Annotated in this window: 24 protein-coding genes; 17 read left to right on the forward strand and 7 right to left on the reverse strand. The window is 58.7% G+C overall.

The genetic code is table 11. The features are described from left to right. Window position 1: 1 nt before the first annotated feature. The 3 genes from JFU37_RS24370 to JFU37_RS24380 form a co-directional block, all read right to left on the reverse strand. Entirely contained in the window at window positions 2-919 is a 918-nt protein-coding gene (locus tag JFU37_RS24370) for a LysR family transcriptional regulator (protein ID WP_201119611.1), read from the reverse strand. A gap of 96 nt (window positions 920-1015) precedes the next feature. Beyond that, on the reverse strand, window positions 1016-1375 hold the full coding sequence (locus JFU37_RS24375) for a DUF2784 domain-containing protein (protein WP_201119612.1): 360 nt from the start codon (window positions 1373-1375) through the stop codon (window positions 1016-1018). 77 nt (window positions 1376-1452) lie between these two features. Beyond that, on the reverse strand, window positions 1453-2379 hold the full coding sequence (locus tag JFU37_RS24380) for a sensor domain-containing diguanylate cyclase (protein ID WP_201119613.1): 927 nt from the start codon (window positions 2377-2379) through the stop codon (window positions 1453-1455). 199 nt (window positions 2380-2578) lie between these two features. Here JFU37_RS24380 and JFU37_RS24385 point away from each other — a divergent pair, with 199 nt between their 5' ends. From JFU37_RS24385 to JFU37_RS24405, 5 genes are all read left to right on the forward strand, one after another. Continuing rightward, window positions 2579-3277, forward strand: coding sequence for an AzlC family ABC transporter permease (locus tag JFU37_RS24385; protein ID WP_201119614.1), 699 nt, complete (start codon window positions 2579-2581; stop codon window positions 3275-3277). Further along, window positions 3277-3588 (forward strand): AzlD domain-containing protein, encoded by a 312-nt coding sequence (locus JFU37_RS24390; protein ID WP_201120072.1) that lies wholly within the window; start codon window positions 3277-3279, stop codon window positions 3586-3588. Before JFU37_RS24385 ends, JFU37_RS24390 begins: the two co-directional genes overlap by 1 nt. Window positions 3589-3654: 66 nt before the next feature. Further along, on the forward strand, window positions 3655-3813 hold the full coding sequence (locus tag JFU37_RS24395; protein ID WP_201119615.1) for a hypothetical protein: 159 nt from the start codon (window positions 3655-3657) through the stop codon (window positions 3811-3813). A 330-nt stretch (window positions 3814-4143) separates the two neighbouring features. Then, window positions 4144-5043 (forward strand): polysaccharide deacetylase family protein, encoded by a 900-nt coding sequence (locus tag JFU37_RS24400; RefSeq protein WP_201119616.1) that lies wholly within the window; start codon window positions 4144-4146, stop codon window positions 5041-5043. A 110-nt stretch (window positions 5044-5153) separates the two neighbouring features. Continuing rightward, entirely contained in the window at window positions 5154-5393 is a 240-nt protein-coding gene (locus JFU37_RS24405; protein WP_201119617.1) for a DUF1652 domain-containing protein, read from the forward strand. A gap of 22 nt (window positions 5394-5415) precedes the next feature. Here JFU37_RS24405 and JFU37_RS24410 read toward each other — a convergent pair whose 3' ends face one another. Further along, on the reverse strand, window positions 5416-6339 hold the full coding sequence (locus JFU37_RS24410; RefSeq protein WP_201119618.1) for a LysR family transcriptional regulator: 924 nt from the start codon (window positions 6337-6339) through the stop codon (window positions 5416-5418). Between the two features lie 127 nt (window positions 6340-6466). Between JFU37_RS24410 and JFU37_RS24415 the strand changes: the two genes are divergently transcribed. From JFU37_RS24415 to JFU37_RS24455, 9 genes are all read left to right on the forward strand, one after another. Next, window positions 6467-7615, forward strand: coding sequence for a muconate cycloisomerase family protein (locus JFU37_RS24415; protein WP_201119619.1), 1149 nt, complete (start codon window positions 6467-6469; stop codon window positions 7613-7615). Window positions 7616-7625: 10 nt separating this feature from the next. Next, the gene (gene catC, locus JFU37_RS24420) at window positions 7626-7916 is read left to right on the forward strand and encodes a muconolactone Delta-isomerase (RefSeq protein ID WP_157713037.1); all 291 of its coding nucleotides are present in this window, start codon (window positions 7626-7628) and stop codon (window positions 7914-7916) included. Between the two features lie 51 nt (window positions 7917-7967). After that, complete coding sequence (gene catA / locus JFU37_RS24425) at window positions 7968-8897, forward strand: catechol 1,2-dioxygenase (RefSeq protein WP_201119620.1); 930 nt, start codon at window positions 7968-7970, stop codon at window positions 8895-8897. Window positions 8898-9345: 448 nt separating this feature from the next. Next, window positions 9346-10305, forward strand: a complete 960-nt coding sequence (locus JFU37_RS24430) for an AraC family transcriptional regulator (protein WP_274609959.1) — start codon at window positions 9346-9348, stop codon at window positions 10303-10305. A gap of 235 nt (window positions 10306-10540) precedes the next feature. Next, window positions 10541-11905, forward strand: coding sequence for a benzoate 1,2-dioxygenase large subunit (gene benA / locus JFU37_RS24435; RefSeq protein ID WP_201119621.1), 1365 nt, complete (start codon window positions 10541-10543; stop codon window positions 11903-11905). Then, window positions 11902-12390 (forward strand): benzoate 1,2-dioxygenase small subunit, encoded by a 489-nt coding sequence (benB, locus tag JFU37_RS24440; RefSeq protein WP_201119622.1) that lies wholly within the window; start codon window positions 11902-11904, stop codon window positions 12388-12390. Before benA ends, benB begins: the two co-directional genes overlap by 4 nt. 10 nt (window positions 12391-12400) lie before the next feature. Beyond that, window positions 12401-13414, forward strand: coding sequence for a benzoate 1,2-dioxygenase electron transfer component BenC (benC, locus tag JFU37_RS24445; RefSeq protein WP_201119623.1), 1014 nt, complete (start codon window positions 12401-12403; stop codon window positions 13412-13414). A 156-nt stretch (window positions 13415-13570) separates the two neighbouring features. Continuing rightward, complete coding sequence (locus tag JFU37_RS24450; protein WP_201119624.1) at window positions 13571-14344, forward strand: 1,6-dihydroxycyclohexa-2,4-diene-1-carboxylate dehydrogenase; 774 nt, start codon at window positions 13571-13573, stop codon at window positions 14342-14344. Between the two features lie 29 nt (window positions 14345-14373). Next, window positions 14374-15072 carry an alpha/beta hydrolase gene (locus JFU37_RS24455; RefSeq protein ID WP_201119625.1) on the forward strand — a complete coding sequence of 233 codons (699 nt, stop codon included), beginning with the start codon at window positions 14374-14376 and terminating at the stop codon, window positions 15070-15072. A gap of 6 nt (window positions 15073-15078) precedes the next feature. Here the strand turns inward: JFU37_RS24455 and JFU37_RS24460 are convergent, their stop codons facing one another. Continuing rightward, on the reverse strand, window positions 15079-15441 hold the full coding sequence (locus JFU37_RS24460; protein WP_201119626.1) for an NUDIX hydrolase: 363 nt from the start codon (window positions 15439-15441) through the stop codon (window positions 15079-15081). Between the two features lie 209 nt (window positions 15442-15650). Between JFU37_RS24460 and JFU37_RS24465 the strand changes: the two genes are divergently transcribed. Beyond that, window positions 15651-15848 carry an SPOR domain-containing protein gene (locus JFU37_RS24465; protein ID WP_201119627.1) on the forward strand — a complete coding sequence of 66 codons (198 nt, stop codon included), beginning with the start codon at window positions 15651-15653 and terminating at the stop codon, window positions 15846-15848. A gap of 100 nt (window positions 15849-15948) precedes the next feature. Here JFU37_RS24465 and osmE read toward each other — a convergent pair whose 3' ends face one another. Next, window positions 15949-16302 carry an osmotically-inducible lipoprotein OsmE gene (gene osmE, locus JFU37_RS24470; protein WP_201119628.1) on the reverse strand — a complete coding sequence of 118 codons (354 nt, stop codon included), beginning with the start codon at window positions 16300-16302 and terminating at the stop codon, window positions 15949-15951. 13 nt (window positions 16303-16315) lie between these two features. Continuing rightward, window positions 16316-16555 (reverse strand): hypothetical protein, encoded by a 240-nt coding sequence (locus JFU37_RS24475; protein WP_201119629.1) that lies wholly within the window; start codon window positions 16553-16555, stop codon window positions 16316-16318. Window positions 16556-16724: 169 nt separating this feature from the next. Between JFU37_RS24475 and JFU37_RS24480 the strand changes: the two genes are divergently transcribed. Both JFU37_RS24480 and JFU37_RS24485 read left to right on the forward strand, forming a co-directional pair. Continuing rightward, the gene (locus JFU37_RS24480; RefSeq protein WP_201119630.1) at window positions 16725-16943 is read left to right on the forward strand and encodes a hypothetical protein; all 219 of its coding nucleotides are present in this window, start codon (window positions 16725-16727) and stop codon (window positions 16941-16943) included. A 70-nt stretch (window positions 16944-17013) separates the two neighbouring features. After that, window positions 17014-17349: a hypothetical protein gene (locus JFU37_RS24485; protein ID WP_201119631.1), complete on the forward strand. Its 336-nt coding sequence runs from the start codon at window positions 17014-17016 to the stop codon at window positions 17347-17349. The last annotated feature ends 267 nt before the right edge of the window (window positions 17350-17616 follow it).

Consider the following 17616-nt stretch of genomic DNA (forward strand, 5'->3'; position numbering starts at 1 on the left):
CTCAGACAAACCGGTCGCTACCCTGAACCAGCTGGGTGGACAGGTAGGATTGCTTGAGTTTTTCCAGCCACCAGCCCAGGGCGCGACCGTCATGATCGCCCCGCCAGCCGGCATAGAGAATGTTCGGCTCGCGCGGGTCGGCCATCTGTTTTTCAATCAGCGTGCCGTTCTTCAGCAGCGAGCCGACCCGGTTTTTCGGTAACCAGCCCACGCCCAGAGCGTCGCATTGGGCGAGGATTTTCGCGCGCATGGTTGGCACGGCCAGCACCGGTTGCCCGCCGGAGACGCCATAGGTGCTGCCCTCGGTGCCCCGGGACGAATCCGCCACGACAATCGCCCGGTGCTGCGCCACCATGGCGCGTGAAATCGGTTCTTTGGCCTTGGCCAGCGGATGCTTCGGTGAGACCGCGAACACCCATTCCAATTCACCCAGTTGCATCCAGCGCAAGGTGGGAATGGCCGGTGGTTCGTTGGTCGCGCCGATGATCAGGTCCGCGCGGCCTTCACGCAGGGCTTCCCACACGCCTTTGAGTACCTCCTGGGTGATGCGCAGCGGCACGCCGGATTCCAGCGCGTCGAACTCATGAATCACCGGGATCAGGGTTTCGAATTCCAGTAATTCGTCGGTGACGATCCACAGCCGGCTCTCCCAGCCGTTGGCCACTTGTTGTACCCGTTGGGTCAGGCGTGAGACGTCCTGCATCAGCCGTGCGGCCTCGTTCACCAGCAACTCGCCCGCCGGGGTGAGCTGCAAGCGATAGCGACGCCGGTCAAACAGCAAGGCATCGAAGCGCTCTTCGAGTTGTCGCGCGGCGTAGGAAATGGTCGAGGGCGCCTTGCCAAGGTGGGCCGCCGCCCGCGACAGGCTGCCGGTTTCGCGGATGGCTTCCAGCAACGCCAGGTCTTCAATCGACAACATGTGCTAAATCCTCGAAAGATCAAAAGATCGCAGCCTTCGGCAGCTCCTACAGGGGAATGCGTGCTCTCTGTAGGAGCTGCCGCAGGCTGCGATCTTTTAGCCGGCCCACCTGATCAACCACACATAGACCGCCACGTTGATCGCCAGTACCACGCTGCCCAACCCTAGCTGAATCGCGGGTGTCAGCCCGGCCGGATAAATGATTGGCCACACGTAATGTTCGATGAAACCGTCGCCATAGCCGGTTTGCCCGGCAGCATGGCGCATCAGGTTTTCCCAGTGGGTAAGCGGACAGGTCAGCTGGAAGACCTCCACGATCACGCCCCACGCGACGGCGGGCAGGTGCCACCCAATCACGTGGCGCCATTTGAGTGCCAGCAGCCCGCCGAACAGCACGAACAGAATGAACAGCAGATGAAACAGCACCAACCCATCGGCGGCGATCCGGTAAAGCATGTCCACTCCCTGACGAACCAGGCGAATCGCTTTATGGTACTCGGGTGGGGTGTGCTGGCTCTACCGATTAAAGGCGCTTAGGGGAACTCGGCAAATTCGGCGCGCATCCGGCCGTTGTGCTTGGCCTTGTAGAGCAACTTGTCGACCTGTCCGACGAACTCCAGCGCCGTTGTCTCTGGCGAAGCCTTGATAGTGCCGACGCCGAGACTGAGGCTCAGCAGTGTCGACACCGCCGAGAATTCGTGGGGGATTTGTTGTTGGCGGATCAGGTTCAGGCATTTGCGTGCTACCAGCCTGGCGGATTCGGCATCGGTTTCCGGCAGGAGCCAGACAAACTCTTCACCGCCGATCCGGGCGATGAAGTCCCGCGGTCGATTGGCCGCCAGCGACAGGGTCTGGGCGACACGACGCAAACATTCGTCACCCTTGAGGTGCCCGTAATGGTCGTTGAACTGTTTGAAGTAATCGATATCCAGAATGATCAGCGACATAACTGAACCACTGCGCTGGGCGTTGCTCCATTCGCGCTCCAGCACGGTGTCGAACATGCGCCGGTTGGCGATGCCCGTCAGGCCATCCTGGAAGGAATATTCCTCGAGTTGTTTCTGCAGGCGATTGAGGTGCTCTTCGGTTTTCTTGCGCTCGCTGATGTCGAACATGAAGCCCACCAGCGCGTCCACTTCTCCGTGCTTGCGCACCACGTGCACCACGTCGCGTATCCACACGTAGTCGCCGTTGTGGGTCAGTGCGCGATAGTCCGCTTCATGGTCCACCCCGGCACGGGATTGCGACACGCAGAATTCCACCACGTAATCCCGATCATCCGGGTGCATGCGCTCAACCCAGTCGTTGACCGATGCCCAACTGTCCTGTTTCCAGCCCAGTAAAGCCTCTATCTGCGGGCCAATGTAGCTGAACGTCATGGTTTTCCAGTCGATTCGCCAGGGAATCGCTTTCGTCGATTCAAGCAGGGTTTTGTAGACATCGGTATCGACTGAACTCATGGCGGGCCTGACCTCAATGAAAAATGCAGCGCCATCATGTTGCTACTATCGGGGCGAATCAAGCGTGCAGCCGATGAATGGACGAAGTTCGCGGACCTCGTTTGCAGCACAAGTGCGTGGCCCAAGTGCGCAAGATTGTTCAAGCCATCGGCCGCGACTGCTGGCACAGTCTGAGGTCTTTCCCTGGTAGTAGAGCGTTATGTCCAACTCACTCATGCCGCGCAGTGCCTTTCTTCGCGGCGCCGTGGCGATCATGCCGTTGTCCCTGGCGACTGCGCCCTGGGGGTTGCTGGCCGGTTCCATGGCGATCGAAGCCAATCTCACGCCCCTGCAAGGCCAGGGCCTGTCGAGCATCGTGTTTGCCGGGGCCGCCCAATTGGTGGCGATCGGCATGCTCAAGGGCGGTGCCGGGATCTTTTCGATTCTGCTGACGACTGTGTTGCTGACCTCCCAGCATTTGCTTTATGGGATGAGCCTGCGTTCGGTAATTTCACCGTTGCCGGGGCGCTGGCGGATGGGGCTGGGTTTTCTGCTCACTGATGAGCTGTTTGCCCTGACCAGCCAGCATGACAAGCAACAGTTCAATCGTTGGTACGCGCTGGGTGTCGGCCTGACGTTCTACATCGCCTGGAACCTCTTCACCCTGGCCGGCATCGTGCTGGGCAGCAGCATTCCGGGGCTGGAACACCTGGGATTGGACTTCTCCATCGCCGCGACCTTCATCGCCCTGATCACCCCGGTGGTGCGCAACGTGCCGACCGTGGTGTGCGTGGCGGTGTCGCTGTTCTGCTCGGTGCTGTTCAGCTACTGGCAATGGGGCTCGGCGCTGGTGCTGTCGGGGTTGGCGGGGATGACGGCTGGCTTTGTCTGCAATAAATTCTATGGGGCGCGCACATGATGGTCTGGGCGGTGATTATCGGAATGGGGGTATTGGTTTTCCTCAACCGTTACGTGTTTCTCGAGCCGCGGTTGCCGGTACGCCTGAGCAGCAATGCCCGACAGTTTCTGGGTTTTGCAGTACCGGGCATGCTGACGGCGATTTGCGGGCCGATTGTGTTCATGCCTGGCAAGCAACTGAATCTGCATTGGGACAACCCGTACCTCATCAGTTCGCTGGTGGCGGTGGGGTTGGTGCTTTATACCCGCAACACCTTGCTCAGCATGTTGTTGAGCATGGGGTTTTTCTTTTTGCTGCGTTGGTGGCTTTGAACCGGGTGCTTGAAAGTGTTCTACGCTTAATACGGATGACTGATCCCTTCGGGAAGAGAGGTGGACATGGCTACTGAGCAAAAGCATCCAGAGCCGGAAGAAGACATGGATGAACCTACGGAAGAAGAGATCGAGGAGCAGAAGCGTTCGATACCGGACTGGAAACATCCGGACGATGGTAAAGAGTTGTCGGAACGCGATGTGGAGATTCCTTTGAAGCCCTGATTGGGTGCGTCAAGATCAAAAGATCGCAGCCTTCGGCAGCTCCTACAGATTGGATGCATTCCCCTGTAGGAGCTGCCGAAGGCTGCGATCTTTTGATCTTGATGTTGCTTTAGATTTTGATCTGCCTGCCGCGACCGCGCCGATCTTCGACAACTCGTTCCAGCTGTCTTTTACCCAGTCACCCATGATCCCGGGCAGCGCCGGAACCAAACTCTGTGTACCCTGATCCAACCTCGGCCCGTAGCGACTTGCGGGCTGGCGAAGGATGAACGGGCAAAGGATTTTTGCCGTTTGAAGTGGTGACCTAAACGGTCTGGCCCAAGGCAAAACATGAAACAGTTGTTCAAGGTTCTCTCGGCGTTCGCCATGGCAGCCAGTCTGCTGGGTTGCATCGCGGCCCCGATCGAAATGACACCGCAGACCGAACAGCGTCTGCGCATACAACCCCCGATCCGCTTTCTGTTGACCTTCGATGACGGTCCCAGTGCATCGAGTTTCTGGAACCCGACCGAAACCGTGCTCGATAGCCTGGCGCGTAATCCGCTGCAACCGGATATCAAAGCCGTGTTCTTCGTGCAGACCCGTGCATCGCGAGCCGGCGGCAGTGAGATTGGACGCGCGGTCATGCAGCACGAGCGGGACGCCGGGCACATTCTGGGCTTCCATACCGCCACGCCTTCGCACACCAACCATCGCTCTCTCGACCCACAGGAACTTGAACAAGCCCTCACTAATGGCTGCGCCGACATCGCCGCGATCACCGGAGCACCACCGACGCTGCTACGCCCGCCATTCTGGAGTTACGACAAGCGGACCTTCGCCGCGTATCAGCAACATGGCTTGCATGTGTTGTTGACCGACTTGAGCGCCAATGACGGCAAGATCTGGGGCTTTAACGCCAGCCCCCGGCGGCGGGCTCACTTCCTGCGCTCAATGTCCGAAGTGCGCGAGCGCATCGCGCTGGGAGAGCTGCCGGTGGTGGACGGGGTGATTCCGGTGGTGGTGACCTTTCACGACCTCAATCGCTATACCGCCCGGCACACCCGCGAGTACCTGCAAATCCTGCTCGACAGTGCGCAGGCAACAGGCGTGAAAACCGCGGAACAACCGTTTTACGACGACACCGCTGCGCTGCAACGGGCGGCGATGGCGCGTACGGTGCGCGACAGTTCGCAGCCGGTTAAATTGCCGGGGATCTGGAATTGGATCTGGAAAGGCAATTCCGAGTGAAAAGCTGTTCGAAGTGAGAGGCAGCTAACAGTTTTTCTGGCGCAAGAACGGCAAAGTGCATCTATCCTCAGTGGATCCAATCCGATCAACTGCAGACAGAGGCGCCGGCCATGGTTCCCATCTCAGTCCTTTGCAACATCGTCGAGTCCGGTTTCATGCCGCTGTCCTGCGAATGCACGGAGAGCGGCGGGTTGCTGCAAATCACGGTTTATGAACCCAGCAGCAAGCGAGTCGAGCTGTTGATTCGCGGTGTCTCGACCGAACATCTGACCAGCGTGCGCGCCATCTCCGACTTCATTGGTGAGTTGCGCACCGAGATGAGCGCCGGACGCCGGGCGTTTGCTGGTTGATGCACCAGGTTGTCAGAGACGATCACTGAACTGTGGCGAGGGAGCAAGCGCCCTCGCCACAGGGCTCCCGCGGTTGCAACTCCTCGATCACCTTCAAACAATGATTCAACCCTGGCGATACATCACCCACGCGCCGACTGAGAATGATCGGCGAGGTTGCGTTGTCTTCCAGCAGCGGCGTGAAGCCGATGTCGTCGCGGTGCAGCAATTGCACCGAGGCGGGCACCAAAGTGACACCAATGCCGGCCCCCACCAGACCGATGGCTGTTTGCAGTTCGTTGGTCCATTGCGCCACATGGATGCTCACGCCATAGGATTCAAATAACGCGATCACATGGTCGGCATAGCTGGGGCGCGGGTTGCCGGGGTACAGCACGAAGGGTTCCTTTGCCAGGTCACGCAGGCTGATCGGGCCGGCAAGCAAGGGGTGGCCGGCGGGCAGGGCGGCGACCAGCCGATCTTCGGTCAGGACGGTCTGGATGATCGCCGGATCTTCGATGCGGATGCGGCCGAAGCCAATGTCGATGCGTCCGGCCTTCAGCGCCTGCACCTGTTGCAGGGTGGTCATTTCCGAAAGTCCCAGCTCCAGCTCCAGCGGCTCACCGCTGCGCAAGCGGCGAATCAGTTCCGGCAGCACGCCGTAAAGCGTCGACGGTGCAAAACCGATGCCCAGCCATGTCTTTTCGCCCAGGCCGATCCGTCGCGTGTTGTCGCACACCTTGCCCAGCTGTTCGAGCAGGGCGGTGGAGTGCTCATGGAAAAACCGCCCGGCGTCGGTCAACTTTAACGGCCGCCCACGCTCCAGCAGCAGCACGCCCAGTTCGTCTTCCAGCTGCTGGATCTGCCGGCTCAAGGGCGGTTGGGCGATGTGCAGCAGTTCGGCGGCGCGGGTGAAGTTGAGGGTTTGAGCCAGCACCTGAAAATACCGCAGGTGACGCAATTCCATGGGGCCTCCAAACGTCAATTGGTTGCATACCTTTAAGGTATCAAGCCAGACCAATTCTATATTGGCTTCGGCAAAAAAGCCGTACCAGAATCGGTGCCAGAACTTTAAGAACCTGATGGGTATCGACATGCTTGCAACAGCCATTGAATCGATCGAGACGATCATCGTCGATCTGCCTACCATCCGCCCGCACAAGCTGGCGATGCACACCATGCAGAACCAGACGCTGGTCATCATTCGCGTGCGCTGCGCCGATGGCATCGAAGGGATCGGTGAGTCCACCACGATTGGTGGTCTGGCCTATGGCAACGAAAGCCCGGACAGCATCAAGACCAACATCGATAAACACTTCGCGCCGCTGTTGATCGGTGAGGACAGCGGCAATGTGAATGCCGCGATGTTGCGCCTGGAGCGCAGCATTCGCGGCAATACATTTGCCAAATCAGGTATTGAAACCGCATTGCTCGACGCCCAGGGCAAACGCCTTGGCCTGCCGGTCAGCGAACTGCTGGGCGGCCGTGTTCGCGATGCGCTGCCGGTGGCGTGGACCCTGGCCAGTGGCGACACCGCCAAGGACATTGCCGAAGCGGAAAAAATGCTCGACCTGCGCCGCCACCGGATCTTCAAGCTGAAAATCGGTGCCGGCGAAGTCAACCGCGACCTGGCCCACGTCATTGCAATCAAGAAAGCCCTGGGCGATCGCGCCAGCGTGCGGGTCGATGTCAATCAGGCCTGGGACGAAGCGGTCGCGTTGCGCGCCTGCCGGATCCTCGGCAGCAACGGCATCGATCTGATCGAACAACCGATCTCGCGCAATAACCGCTCGGGCATGGTGCGCCTGAATGCCATGAGCCCGGCGCCGATCATGGCCGACGAATCCATCGAATGTGTGGAAGATGCGTTCAATCTGGCCCGCGAAGGCGCGGCGTCGGTATTCGCCCTGAAGATCGCCAAGAATGGCGGCCCGCGAGCAGTGCTGCGAACCGCCGCCATTGCCGAAGCGGCCGGTATCGGCCTGTATGGCGGCACCATGCTGGAAGGCGGTATCGGCACACTGGCCTCGGCCCATGCCTTTGTCACCCTGAATAAACTGGCCTGGGACACCGAGTTGTTCGGCCCGTTGTTGCTGACCGAAGACATCCTCAGCGAGCCGCTGGTCTATCGCGATTTCGAGCTGCACGTTCCCAAGGCACCGGGCCTGGGCCTGAGCGTGGACGAAGAGCGTCTGGCGTTTTTCCGTCGTGACAAGACATCCACTGCCATTCATCAAGCCTGAGGAGAGCATTATGCTGTTCCACGTAAAAATGACCGTGAACCTGCCGGTCGACATGAATCCAGAAGCGGCCGCCAAGCTGAAGGCTGACGAGAAAGCGCTGGCCCAGCGCCTGCAAGAGCAGGGCAAGTGGCGTCACCTGTGGCGCATCGCCGGGCTCTATGCCAATTACAGCGTGTTCGATGTCGACAGCGTTCAAGAGCTGCACGACCTGCTGATGCAATTGCCGCTGTACCCCTACATGGCGATCGAAGTCACCGCGATGTGCCGGCATCCTTCTTCCATCCGCGAGGATGACCGCTGAACCCAGCCAGTTCAGTTCGCCACGCTAATAATTACAAGATGAGGAACCACCATGAACGTCAAGATTTCCCACACTGCCAGTGCCCAGAAATTTCTCGAAGAGGCCAGCGGCCTGCACAACGACGCCGGCAACCCACGCACCAAAGCCTTGATCTACCGCATTCTGCGTGACTCGGTGAATATCATCGAAGACCTGGCCGTGACGCCGGAAGAGTTCTGGAAAGCAGTCAACTACCTCAACGTACTGGGCGCGCGCCAGGAAGCTGGTTTGCTGGTGGCCGGGATCGGTCTGGAGCATTACCTCGACCTGCTGATGGACGCCGAAGACGAGCAGGCCGGCAAGTCCGGTGGCACACCGCGGACCATCGAAGGGCCGCTGTACGTGGCGGGCGCACCGCTGTCGAACTTCGAAGCGCGCCTCGATGACGGCGTCGATCCGGGCGTGGTGCTGTTCATGCAGGGCCAGGTCAAGAACACCGCCGGCGAACCGTTGGCCGGCGCCGTGGTGGATGTCTGGCACGCCAACACCGGGGGCACCTATTCTTACTTCGATACCACTCAATCGGAGTTCAACCTGCGTCGCCGCATCGTCACTGATGCCGACGGCCGTTACCGTTTCCGCAGCATCGTGCCGTCGGGCTATGGTTGCCCGCCGGATGGTCCGACCCAACAACTGCTCGATCAACTGGGCCGTCATGGTCAGCGACCAGCGCACGTGCACTTCTTCATTTCCGCGCCGGACCATCGCCACCTGACCACCCAGATCAACCTCGATGGCGACCAGTACCTGCACGACGATTTCGCCTACGCCACCCGTGATGAGCTGATTGCCAAAATCACCTTCAGCGATGATCAGGAACGCGCAGCGGCCCACGGCGTCAGCGGCCGTTTTGCCGAAATCGAATTCGACTTCACCTTGCAGTCGTCTGCGCAACCTGATGAACAACAGCGCCATGAGCGGGTTCGCGCACTCGAGGACTGATCCCCCTCCACAATAAACCGCACTCTCCTGTAGGAGCTGTCGAGTGCAACGAGGCTGCGATCTTTCTAAAGCCAGATCAAAAGATCGCAGCCTTCGGCAGCTCCTACAGATTCCATGTGGGAGCTGTAGGAGTTGTAGGAGCTGTCGAGTGCAACGAGGCTGCGATCTTTCTAAAGCCAGATCAAAAGATCGCAGCCTTCGGCAGCTCCTACAGATTCCATGTGGGAGCTGTAGGAGTTGTAGGAGCTGTCGAGTGCAACGAGGCTGCGATCTTTCTAAAGCCAGATCAAAAGATCGCAGCCTGCGGCAGCTCCTACAGATTCCATGTGGGAGCGGGCTTGCTCGCGAAGAGGCCAGAATGCTCCACAGGTCAGTCCACTGACACACCGCTGCAAGTACTGTCTTAGAATGGCCCGATGTAATCGCTAACTACAATGAGAGTGACCCGATGATGCACACGCAACTGTTGAGTCAGCGCAGTAGGGTGTTCGACCACGCCGACCCCTATGCGGTGTCGGGGTACGTCAATCAGCACGTCGGGAACCATTGCATTCTGATGCCCAGGACCGGTCGGCCGCTGGCCAGCCTTGATCACCGCAAGTTCGCCAGTCTTGACCTTTGCCGCATCAGTTACGGCGCCAGCGTGCGAGTGACCTCAGGCGCGCTGGAGAGCATTTATCACCTGCAGGTGTTGCTGCGCGGCAACTGCCTGTGGCGTGGCCGCGGTGAGGAACATTACTTCGCGCCGGGCGAGCTGCTGCTGATCAACCCCGACGATCCCGTGGACCTGACCTACTCCGACGATTGCGAAAAATTCATCCTCAAAGTCCCGACTCGCCTATTGGAGTCGGTGTGCGACGAGCAGCGTTGGCGGTATCCGGGGCAGGGCGTGCGGTTCCTGGAGAACCGTTATCAACTTGGTGAGCTGGAGGGCTTCGTCAATTTGCTGGCGATGATTTGCCAGGAAGCCGAGGCCACCGAGCAGATCCCCAGGGTTCAGGAGCATTACTCGCAGATCATCGTCAGCAAGATGCTCAGCCTGATGAAGACCAATGTCAGCCGGGTCTGCCTCGGTTCACCGGCGGCCACGTTCGAGTTGATCGCCGATTACATCGCACGCAATCTCAAGCAGGACATCGACAGCGAAGAATTGGCGCGTCAGGCGCGGATGAGCCTGCGCTCGCTGTACGGATTGTTCGAGCGCAACGCCGGCGCCACACCGAAAGACTACATCCGGCAGAAGCGTCTGGAGCGCATTAACGCCTGCCTGAGCGACCCGACCTGCAATGTGCGCAATGTCACAGAGGTGGCGATGGATTACGGCTTCCTGCATTTGGGAAGGTTCTCCGACAGCTACCGCAAACAGTTCGGCGAATTACCCTCCGACACCCTCAAGCGCCGGCACTGACACAGCGGATGCACCTCATCCCTGTAGGAGCGAGCTCGCTCGCGATGGACTTGAAAGCGCCGCGTTGATTCAGAATGCACGCGTTATCGTTCACGTCCATCGCGAGCAAGCTCGCTCCTACATGGGTTTGGGTGTTCTGCACAAAACGGATACAGGTCTGCACCCATCGGATAGTCCGCTCCATCCCCCCGTCCTAGCATGGCCTTGCCTGATAAAAACAATGGAGGCGGCGGCCATGTCCCTGCGACCCGAATACCTTCACTCCCTGCTTGAAGACAATCCAGAGCAGGGCATCTATCGCTGCAAACGCGAGATGTTCACCGACCCACGGTTGTTCGATCTGGAGATGGAACACATCTTCGAAGGCAACTGGCTGTACCTGGCCCACGAAAGCCAGATCCCCAATATCAATGATTTCTACACCACCACCATGGGGCGCCAGTCGGTCTTCATCGCGCGCAACAAGGACGGTGTGCTCAATGCGTTTATCAACGCCTGCAGTCACCGTGGCGCGACGCTGTGCCGGCACAAATCCGGCAACAAGAGCTCCTACACTTGCCCATTCCACGGCTGGACCTTCAACAACTCCGGCAAGCTGCTCAAGGTCAAGGACCCGGCAGCGGCCGGCTACCCGGCGAGCTTCAACTGCGAAGGCTCCCATGACCTGACCAAAGTCGCGCGCTTCGAGTCCTATCGCGGCTTCCTGTTCGGCAGCCTCAAGGCTGACGTAGTGCCGCTGGTGGAACACCTGGGCGAGTCGGCGAAGATCATCGACATGATCGTCGACCAGTCCGCCGATGGCCTGGAAGTGCTGCGCGGTTCCTCCAGCTACATCTACGAGGGTAACTGGAAACTCACCGCCGAAAACGGCGCAGACGGCTACCACGTCAGCTCGGTGCACTGGAACTACGCCGCCACCCAGAACCAGCGTAAACAACGCGAGGCCGGCGACACCAACCCGACCATGAGCGCCGGCAGCTGGGCCAAGCAGGGCGGTGGTTTTTACTCGTTCGACAAGGGCCACATGTTGCTGTGGACCCGTTGGGCCAACCCCGAGGACCGTCCGCTGTACGAACGTCGCGATGAATTGGCCCAGGACTTCGGCCAGGCTCGCGCCGACTGGATGATCGAGAACTCGCGCAACCTGTGCCTGTACCCGAACGTATACCTGATGGATCAGTTCAGCTCGCAGATTCGCATTGCGCGGCCGATCTCGGTCAACCGCACCGAAATCACCATTTATTGCATCGCCCCCAAAGGCGAAAGCGACACCGCACGGTCGAGCCGGATTCGTCAGTACGAGGACTTCTTCAACGTCAGTGGCATGGCCACCCCGGACGATCTGGAAGAGTTTCGCTCCTGCCAGACCAGCTATCAGGGCAGTGTCACGACGTGGAACGACATGTCCCGTGGTGCCGAACACTGGATCGAAGGCGCCGATGACGCGGCCAAGGAAATCGACCTGCATCCGCTGCTCAGCGGTGTACGCACCGAAGACGAAGGCCTGTTTGTGCTGCAACACAAGTATTGGCAGCAGACGATGCTCAAGGCGCTGGCCGCTGAACAGTCCGAATTGATTGCAGTGGAGGCCGTGCAATGACCATCACCTACGACAGCGTGCGCGATTTCCTCTACCGCGAAGCGCGCTACCTCGATGACCGGCAATGGGACGACTGGCTGGAGTTGTACGCCCCGGACGCGACGTTCTGGATGCCCTCCTGGGACGACAACGACGAACTGACCGAAGACCCGCAGCGCGAAATCTCGCTGATCTGGTACGGCAACCGCACCGGTCTTGAGGACCGCATCTTCCGCATCAAGACCGAACGCTCCAGCGCGAGCATTCCAGACACCCGCACCTCCCACAACATCAGCAACATCGAGCTAATTGAACAGGCCGACGGGCTGTGCAAGGTGCGCTTCAACTGGCACACCTTGAGTTTTCGCTACAAGACCGTCGACAGCTATTTCGGCAGCAGTTTCTACACCCTCGATGTGCGCGGCGAAAACCCGCTGATCAAGGCCAAGAAAGTGATCCTGAAGAACGACTATGTTCGTCAGGTTATCGATGTTTACCACCTCTGAGGCGGCCGTCATGACTCATTCCATTGCGTTCAATTTCGAAGACGGCGTCACCCGTTTCATCGACGCCAACGTGGGCGAAACCGTGGCCGATGCCGCCTATCGCCAGGGCATCAATATTCCGCTGGATTGCCGCGACGGTGCTTGCGGCACGTGCAAGTGCTTCGCCGAGGCCGGTCGTTACGATCTGGGCGAGGAGTACATCGAAGACGCTCTGACGGCCGACGAGGCCGAGCAAGGTTTTGTCCTGACCTGCCAGATGCGCGCCCAGAGCGATTGCGTGGTGCGGGTGCCGGCCTCTTCCCAGGTCTGTCGCACGCAACAGGCCAGCTATGACGCGACCATCAGTGCCGTGCGCCAGTTGTCCGACAGCACCATCGCGCTGTCAATCAAGGGTGAGGCGCTGAGCAAACTGGCGTTCCTGCCGGGGCAATACGTGAACCTGGGGATTCCCGGCAGCGAACAGACGCGCGCTTACTCGTTCAGTTCGTTGCAGCGTGATGGCGAGGTCAGCTTCCTGATTCGTAACGTGCCCGGTGGCTTGATGAGCAGTTTCCTCACCGGAATGGCCAAGGCCGGCGACAGCATGAGCCTGGCCGGGCCATTGGGCAGCTTCTATCTGCGCGACATTCGGCGACCGTTGTTGCTGCTGGCCGGTGGTACAGGGCTGGCGCCGTTTACCGCGATGCTGGAAAAAATCGCCGAACACGGCAGTGAGCACCCACTGCATTTGATCTACGGCGTGACTCACGATTTCGACCTGGTGGAGCTCGACCGACTGGAAGCGCTCGCCGCACGAATTCCGAACTTCAGCTTCAGTGCCTGCGTGGCCAGCCCCGACAGTCAGCACCCGCTCAAGGGCTACGTGACCCAGCACATCGAGCCAAAGCATTTGAACGATGGCGACGTCGACGTCTACCTGTGCGGCCCGCCGCCGATGGTCGAGGCGGTCAGCCAGTTCATTCGCGAACAAGGCATTGCACCGGCGAATTTCTACTACGAAAAGTTTGCCGCCAGCGCGGCCTAAACATCTTTTGCGTCGCTGCACGTTCCCTGTAGGAGCTGCCGCAGGCTGCGATCTTTTGATTTTTCTTTTCAACAACCAGGATCAAAAGATCGCAGCCTGCGGCAGCTCCTACAGGAGGGCGTCGCCGTGGATACGATCTTTTTGCATGAGGTATGTATGAACAGATTTCACGATAAAGTCGCGCTGATCACCGGTGCAGCGCAAGGCATCGGTCGGCGTGTGGCCGAACGCATGGCGGCTGAAGGTGCGCGACTGATCCTGGTCGACCGCTCCGATCTGGTGTTCGAGGTGCAGAAGGATTTGGGGCAGGGCAGCCAGGTGCTGGCCCTGACCGCCGACCTTGAGCAATACAGCGAATGCAACCGCGTGATGCAAACCGCTGTCGAGCGTTTCGGTCGTCTGGATGTGCTGGTCAACAACGTCGGCGGGACGATCTGGACCAAACCGTTCGAGCATTACGAGGCGCAGCAGATCGAAGCCGAAGTCCGCCGCTCGCTGTTCCCGACATTATGGTGCTGCCATGCGGCGCTGCCGTTCATGCTGGCGCAGGGCAGCGGGGCGATCGTCAACGTTTCGTCGATTGCCACGCGCAGTGTCAACCGCGTGCCATACGGCGCGGCGAAGGGCGGAGTGAATGCGCTGACGGCTTGCCTGGCGTTCGAAACTGCCGGGCGTGGGGTTCGGGTCAACGCCACCGCGCCGGGCGGTACTGAAGCGCCGCCACGGGTGATTCCTCGCAACAGCGCCGAACAAAGTGCAGAGGAAAAGGTGTGGTATCAGCAGATTGTCGACCAGACCCTCGACAGCAGTTTGATGAAACGCTACGGCACGCTGGATGAGCAGGCAGGCGCTATTCTGTTTCTGGCCAGCGACGACGCGTCTTACATCACCGGCATGGTCATGCCGGTGGGCGGCGGCGATCAGGGCTGACACCCACATCCACTGACGGAGTCCTCGTGATGAGTGACAAACCCACGATTGTGCTGGTTCATGGTTTTTGGGGCGGTGCTGCCCACTGGACCAAGGTCATCGTCGAGCTTCTGAGTAAGGGCTACACGAACATTCGCGCGGTCGAGATGCCGCTCACTTCATTGGCCGACGATGCCGAACGCACGCGCAAGATGGTCGCCCAGGTATCGGGGCCGGTGTTGTTGGTGGGGCATTCCTATGGCGGCGCGGTGATCACCGAGGCTGGCGATCAACCCAATGTCGTAGGGTTGGTGTACATCGCGGCGTTCGCTCCGGATGCGGGTGAAAGTCCAGGTGGCATCACTCAACGGCATCCACCCGTTGCAGCAGCAAACCTGGTACCCGACAGTGACGGCTATTTGTGGGTCAAACCGGCGCTTTATCACCAAAGTTTTTGCCAGGACCTACCTGCGACCGAAGGGTTAGTGATGGGGATTATCCAGAAAGCACCGCTGGCCAGCACCTTTGGCGACACCCTCAATACGGTGGCGTGGAAGAAAAAGCCGTCGTGGTATCAGGTCTCGACCGACGACCGCATGATCGCGCCGCAAAATCAGCAATGGATGGCGGGGCGGTTGAACGCCAGAGAGATCCTGACCCTGCACGCCAACCATGCATCCCTGGCGTCGATGCCGGTCGAGGTGGCGGCCTTCATCGACAAGGCCGCAACGGCGCTGGCCACGGCGTAGAAAACCTTACAGGCGACGCTGGAACGCCTTGACGATTCTGAGCGTGGCCTCGCTGGTGCTCAGGTTTTGAACGGCGTCCAGCGGATGCCAGATGCAATCGAAGATTTCATTTTGTGGCCGAAGCGCATCAAAGTTCACCACTGAAGCTTCGTAAACATGGTGTCGGGTGCCGCCGATTTCCAACTCCATCAGGTACAGCATGCTGTCAGCGCCGAGACCGGTTTCTTCCTGAAGCTCACGCATGGCGGCGCCCAGCGTGGTTTCACCGCGCTCGACTTTTCCGCCGGGCAACATCCAACGACACCGTAGCTTGCGCACCAGCAGAATATGGCGGTCCTGCTCACAAATGACGGTTGCGCGTACTTTCATGTGTTACCTGAGTGCTCGTTGTCATGAAATAGTCACAAAATGCAATATTCAGGCCGAGGTGGCTGTTTCAAGGGTTGGAGCGGGGGTGACGGCAAAAAGTGCAATTGAATGCTGGAATACTGGCGCGACATCTGGTTGGCACCTGGGTAAAGGTCGGGTGTAAGGTAGGCACGTCAATAGCGGATATCACTGCCGAAAAGGAGGTGACTATGAGCGTTCCGGTTCTGAACAAAATGCACATGAACGGTTATGACGTACTCAGCGTCAACAACGGCCCCTGGCGGGTTTGCACCAAAGGTGATCGGCTTGGCGCTTTTGCTAGCCGGGAGGAAGCGCTGGCGTATGCGGCGTCACTTCCGGCTTATCGAGCAAGGGCGCGATCGCCGGTCAACCAGAAGTCAGAATGACAGTGGGTTTGAAGGCCTGGGATGTTGGTAATGTTGTTTACTTGAGATAGTTTTGGGATGGGGGGGCACCCGAGAAAAGCTCCAGGTGAATCCCCCTCCATTAATACCCACCACCGCCAGTACTGTGGGAGGGCTCCCTTGCCTTTTGTTGTACAGCACTCCACTCCGCGCAGGTCATGAAGCTTTTATGGTCGACCTTGCCCCGGCCATCGAAACTGACATTGAAGGTCTGCTGATGTCCGGTCTGCATCAGTTTGTAGTCAAAGCACGTACCCGGCTCAACCGTGCGATCGGTTACCGACAAAGGCTGGCCGCCGATCTGCTGGACTTGCTCCTTGCTCATGCCGTTCTCGACCTTGGCGACCAGCGGCTGATCTCGATAGAGACTTGATTCACTGCTGCAACCACCCAATGCCGTCAGTACGACGACCAGCGCGCAAAGGGGCTTATTCATAGCCATACTCCCGCTAATGAGTTTTCGTTCGAGTAATGGTTTTGGCTTTGATTTCTTCGGCGTAGCCCGCCAATCGTTCTTCATCGCCCTGAAACAGCTCGCATAGCCGGGTCGCGGCCTGGGCATCAATATCATTTCCGGCCTGGCGCAACTGCTCTGCTATGCGCAAAAGCTCCACCGCCGACCACCGCAGATCCGACGCTACACCTTGCAGATCGCGTCGAAGTTCTTGTTCAGATTCGTTAAGCCACATAATGACCTCCTGCCAGTCTCTGCTACAAAATAGTAGTCCCATTTCGACGGCGGGGCGTTGTGTTCGTCTGATCCACCGAGGTTTGCCTTTGGTCGGGAATATGAAAGCGAATGAACAGACGTGCTGTCGTAGTGGGTAGTGATTCTTCGCTAGGGTGAGGCAGGCTCAAATGACGACTACCGATGATTTTAGATTTCACGCGCATGAGCTGATCGTCGATTTGGACGAAGCCACCACTGAAATGATGAAACTGATTTCCGCTCATCAGCTGAGCGGCCCGGAATGGGAGCGGGTCACTCAATGGCAGCATGAGGCGTATGAACGATGGATGACCTATCTGAACGCGCGGTCCTATCCGGATCCCGGCGACAACAACGCCGTCCCCTGAAATGTACGCAGTGGATGGATGTCTGGACGGCGACGCGCTACATTTCCATTTTTCAGGATAAGGAAGCGTCATGCGGATGTTCATGGGGGGAGTTGTGCTGGCGCTGCTGGCGGGTTGTTCATTGCCCGCGTCCCTGGTGCCAGGTGAGCCGAATGTCAGCAAGTACAGTAAAAAGTCACCCAAAGACTATGCGGCGTGCGTTCTGCCCGCCTGGCAGCAGGAAATCCCGAAAACGGCTCAAACCTCCATTTCCAACGGCTACAGAATCACCGCGCCCAGCATCATTACGGCTGATGAAATTGTCGACGTAGTGAAGTACAAGGATGGTAGCCATGTATCGCTGTATCAGGGACCGCCCTGGGCGAAATCAGCAGCGATGCGCAAGGCTGTGCGAGACTGTTTGTAGGCGCTGGTTTCAGTAGCTAACCTTAAAAATAGTGCGGATATTTAAGGGGTTAGAAAATTTAGTAACCGGATGGTGAATAAAAACATCTTGTTACAAGGCGAAATATTACGTAATATTCGCCCCGCGTTCACCACCACGGTTTATGCATTTTTAAATCCCGGGCGTCCATCAGCTGCCTGGGATTTTTTTTGCCTCTGATTTGACCATTGTCGAACCGGGTTACGTTCAGCGCGTCAGCTCTGCTGCAAAAGAACCTACGTTGTTAGA

This window comes from Pseudomonas sp. TH41, from assembly GCF_016650695.1.
GTDB lineage: Bacteria > Pseudomonadota > Gammaproteobacteria > Pseudomonadales > Pseudomonadaceae > Aquipseudomonas.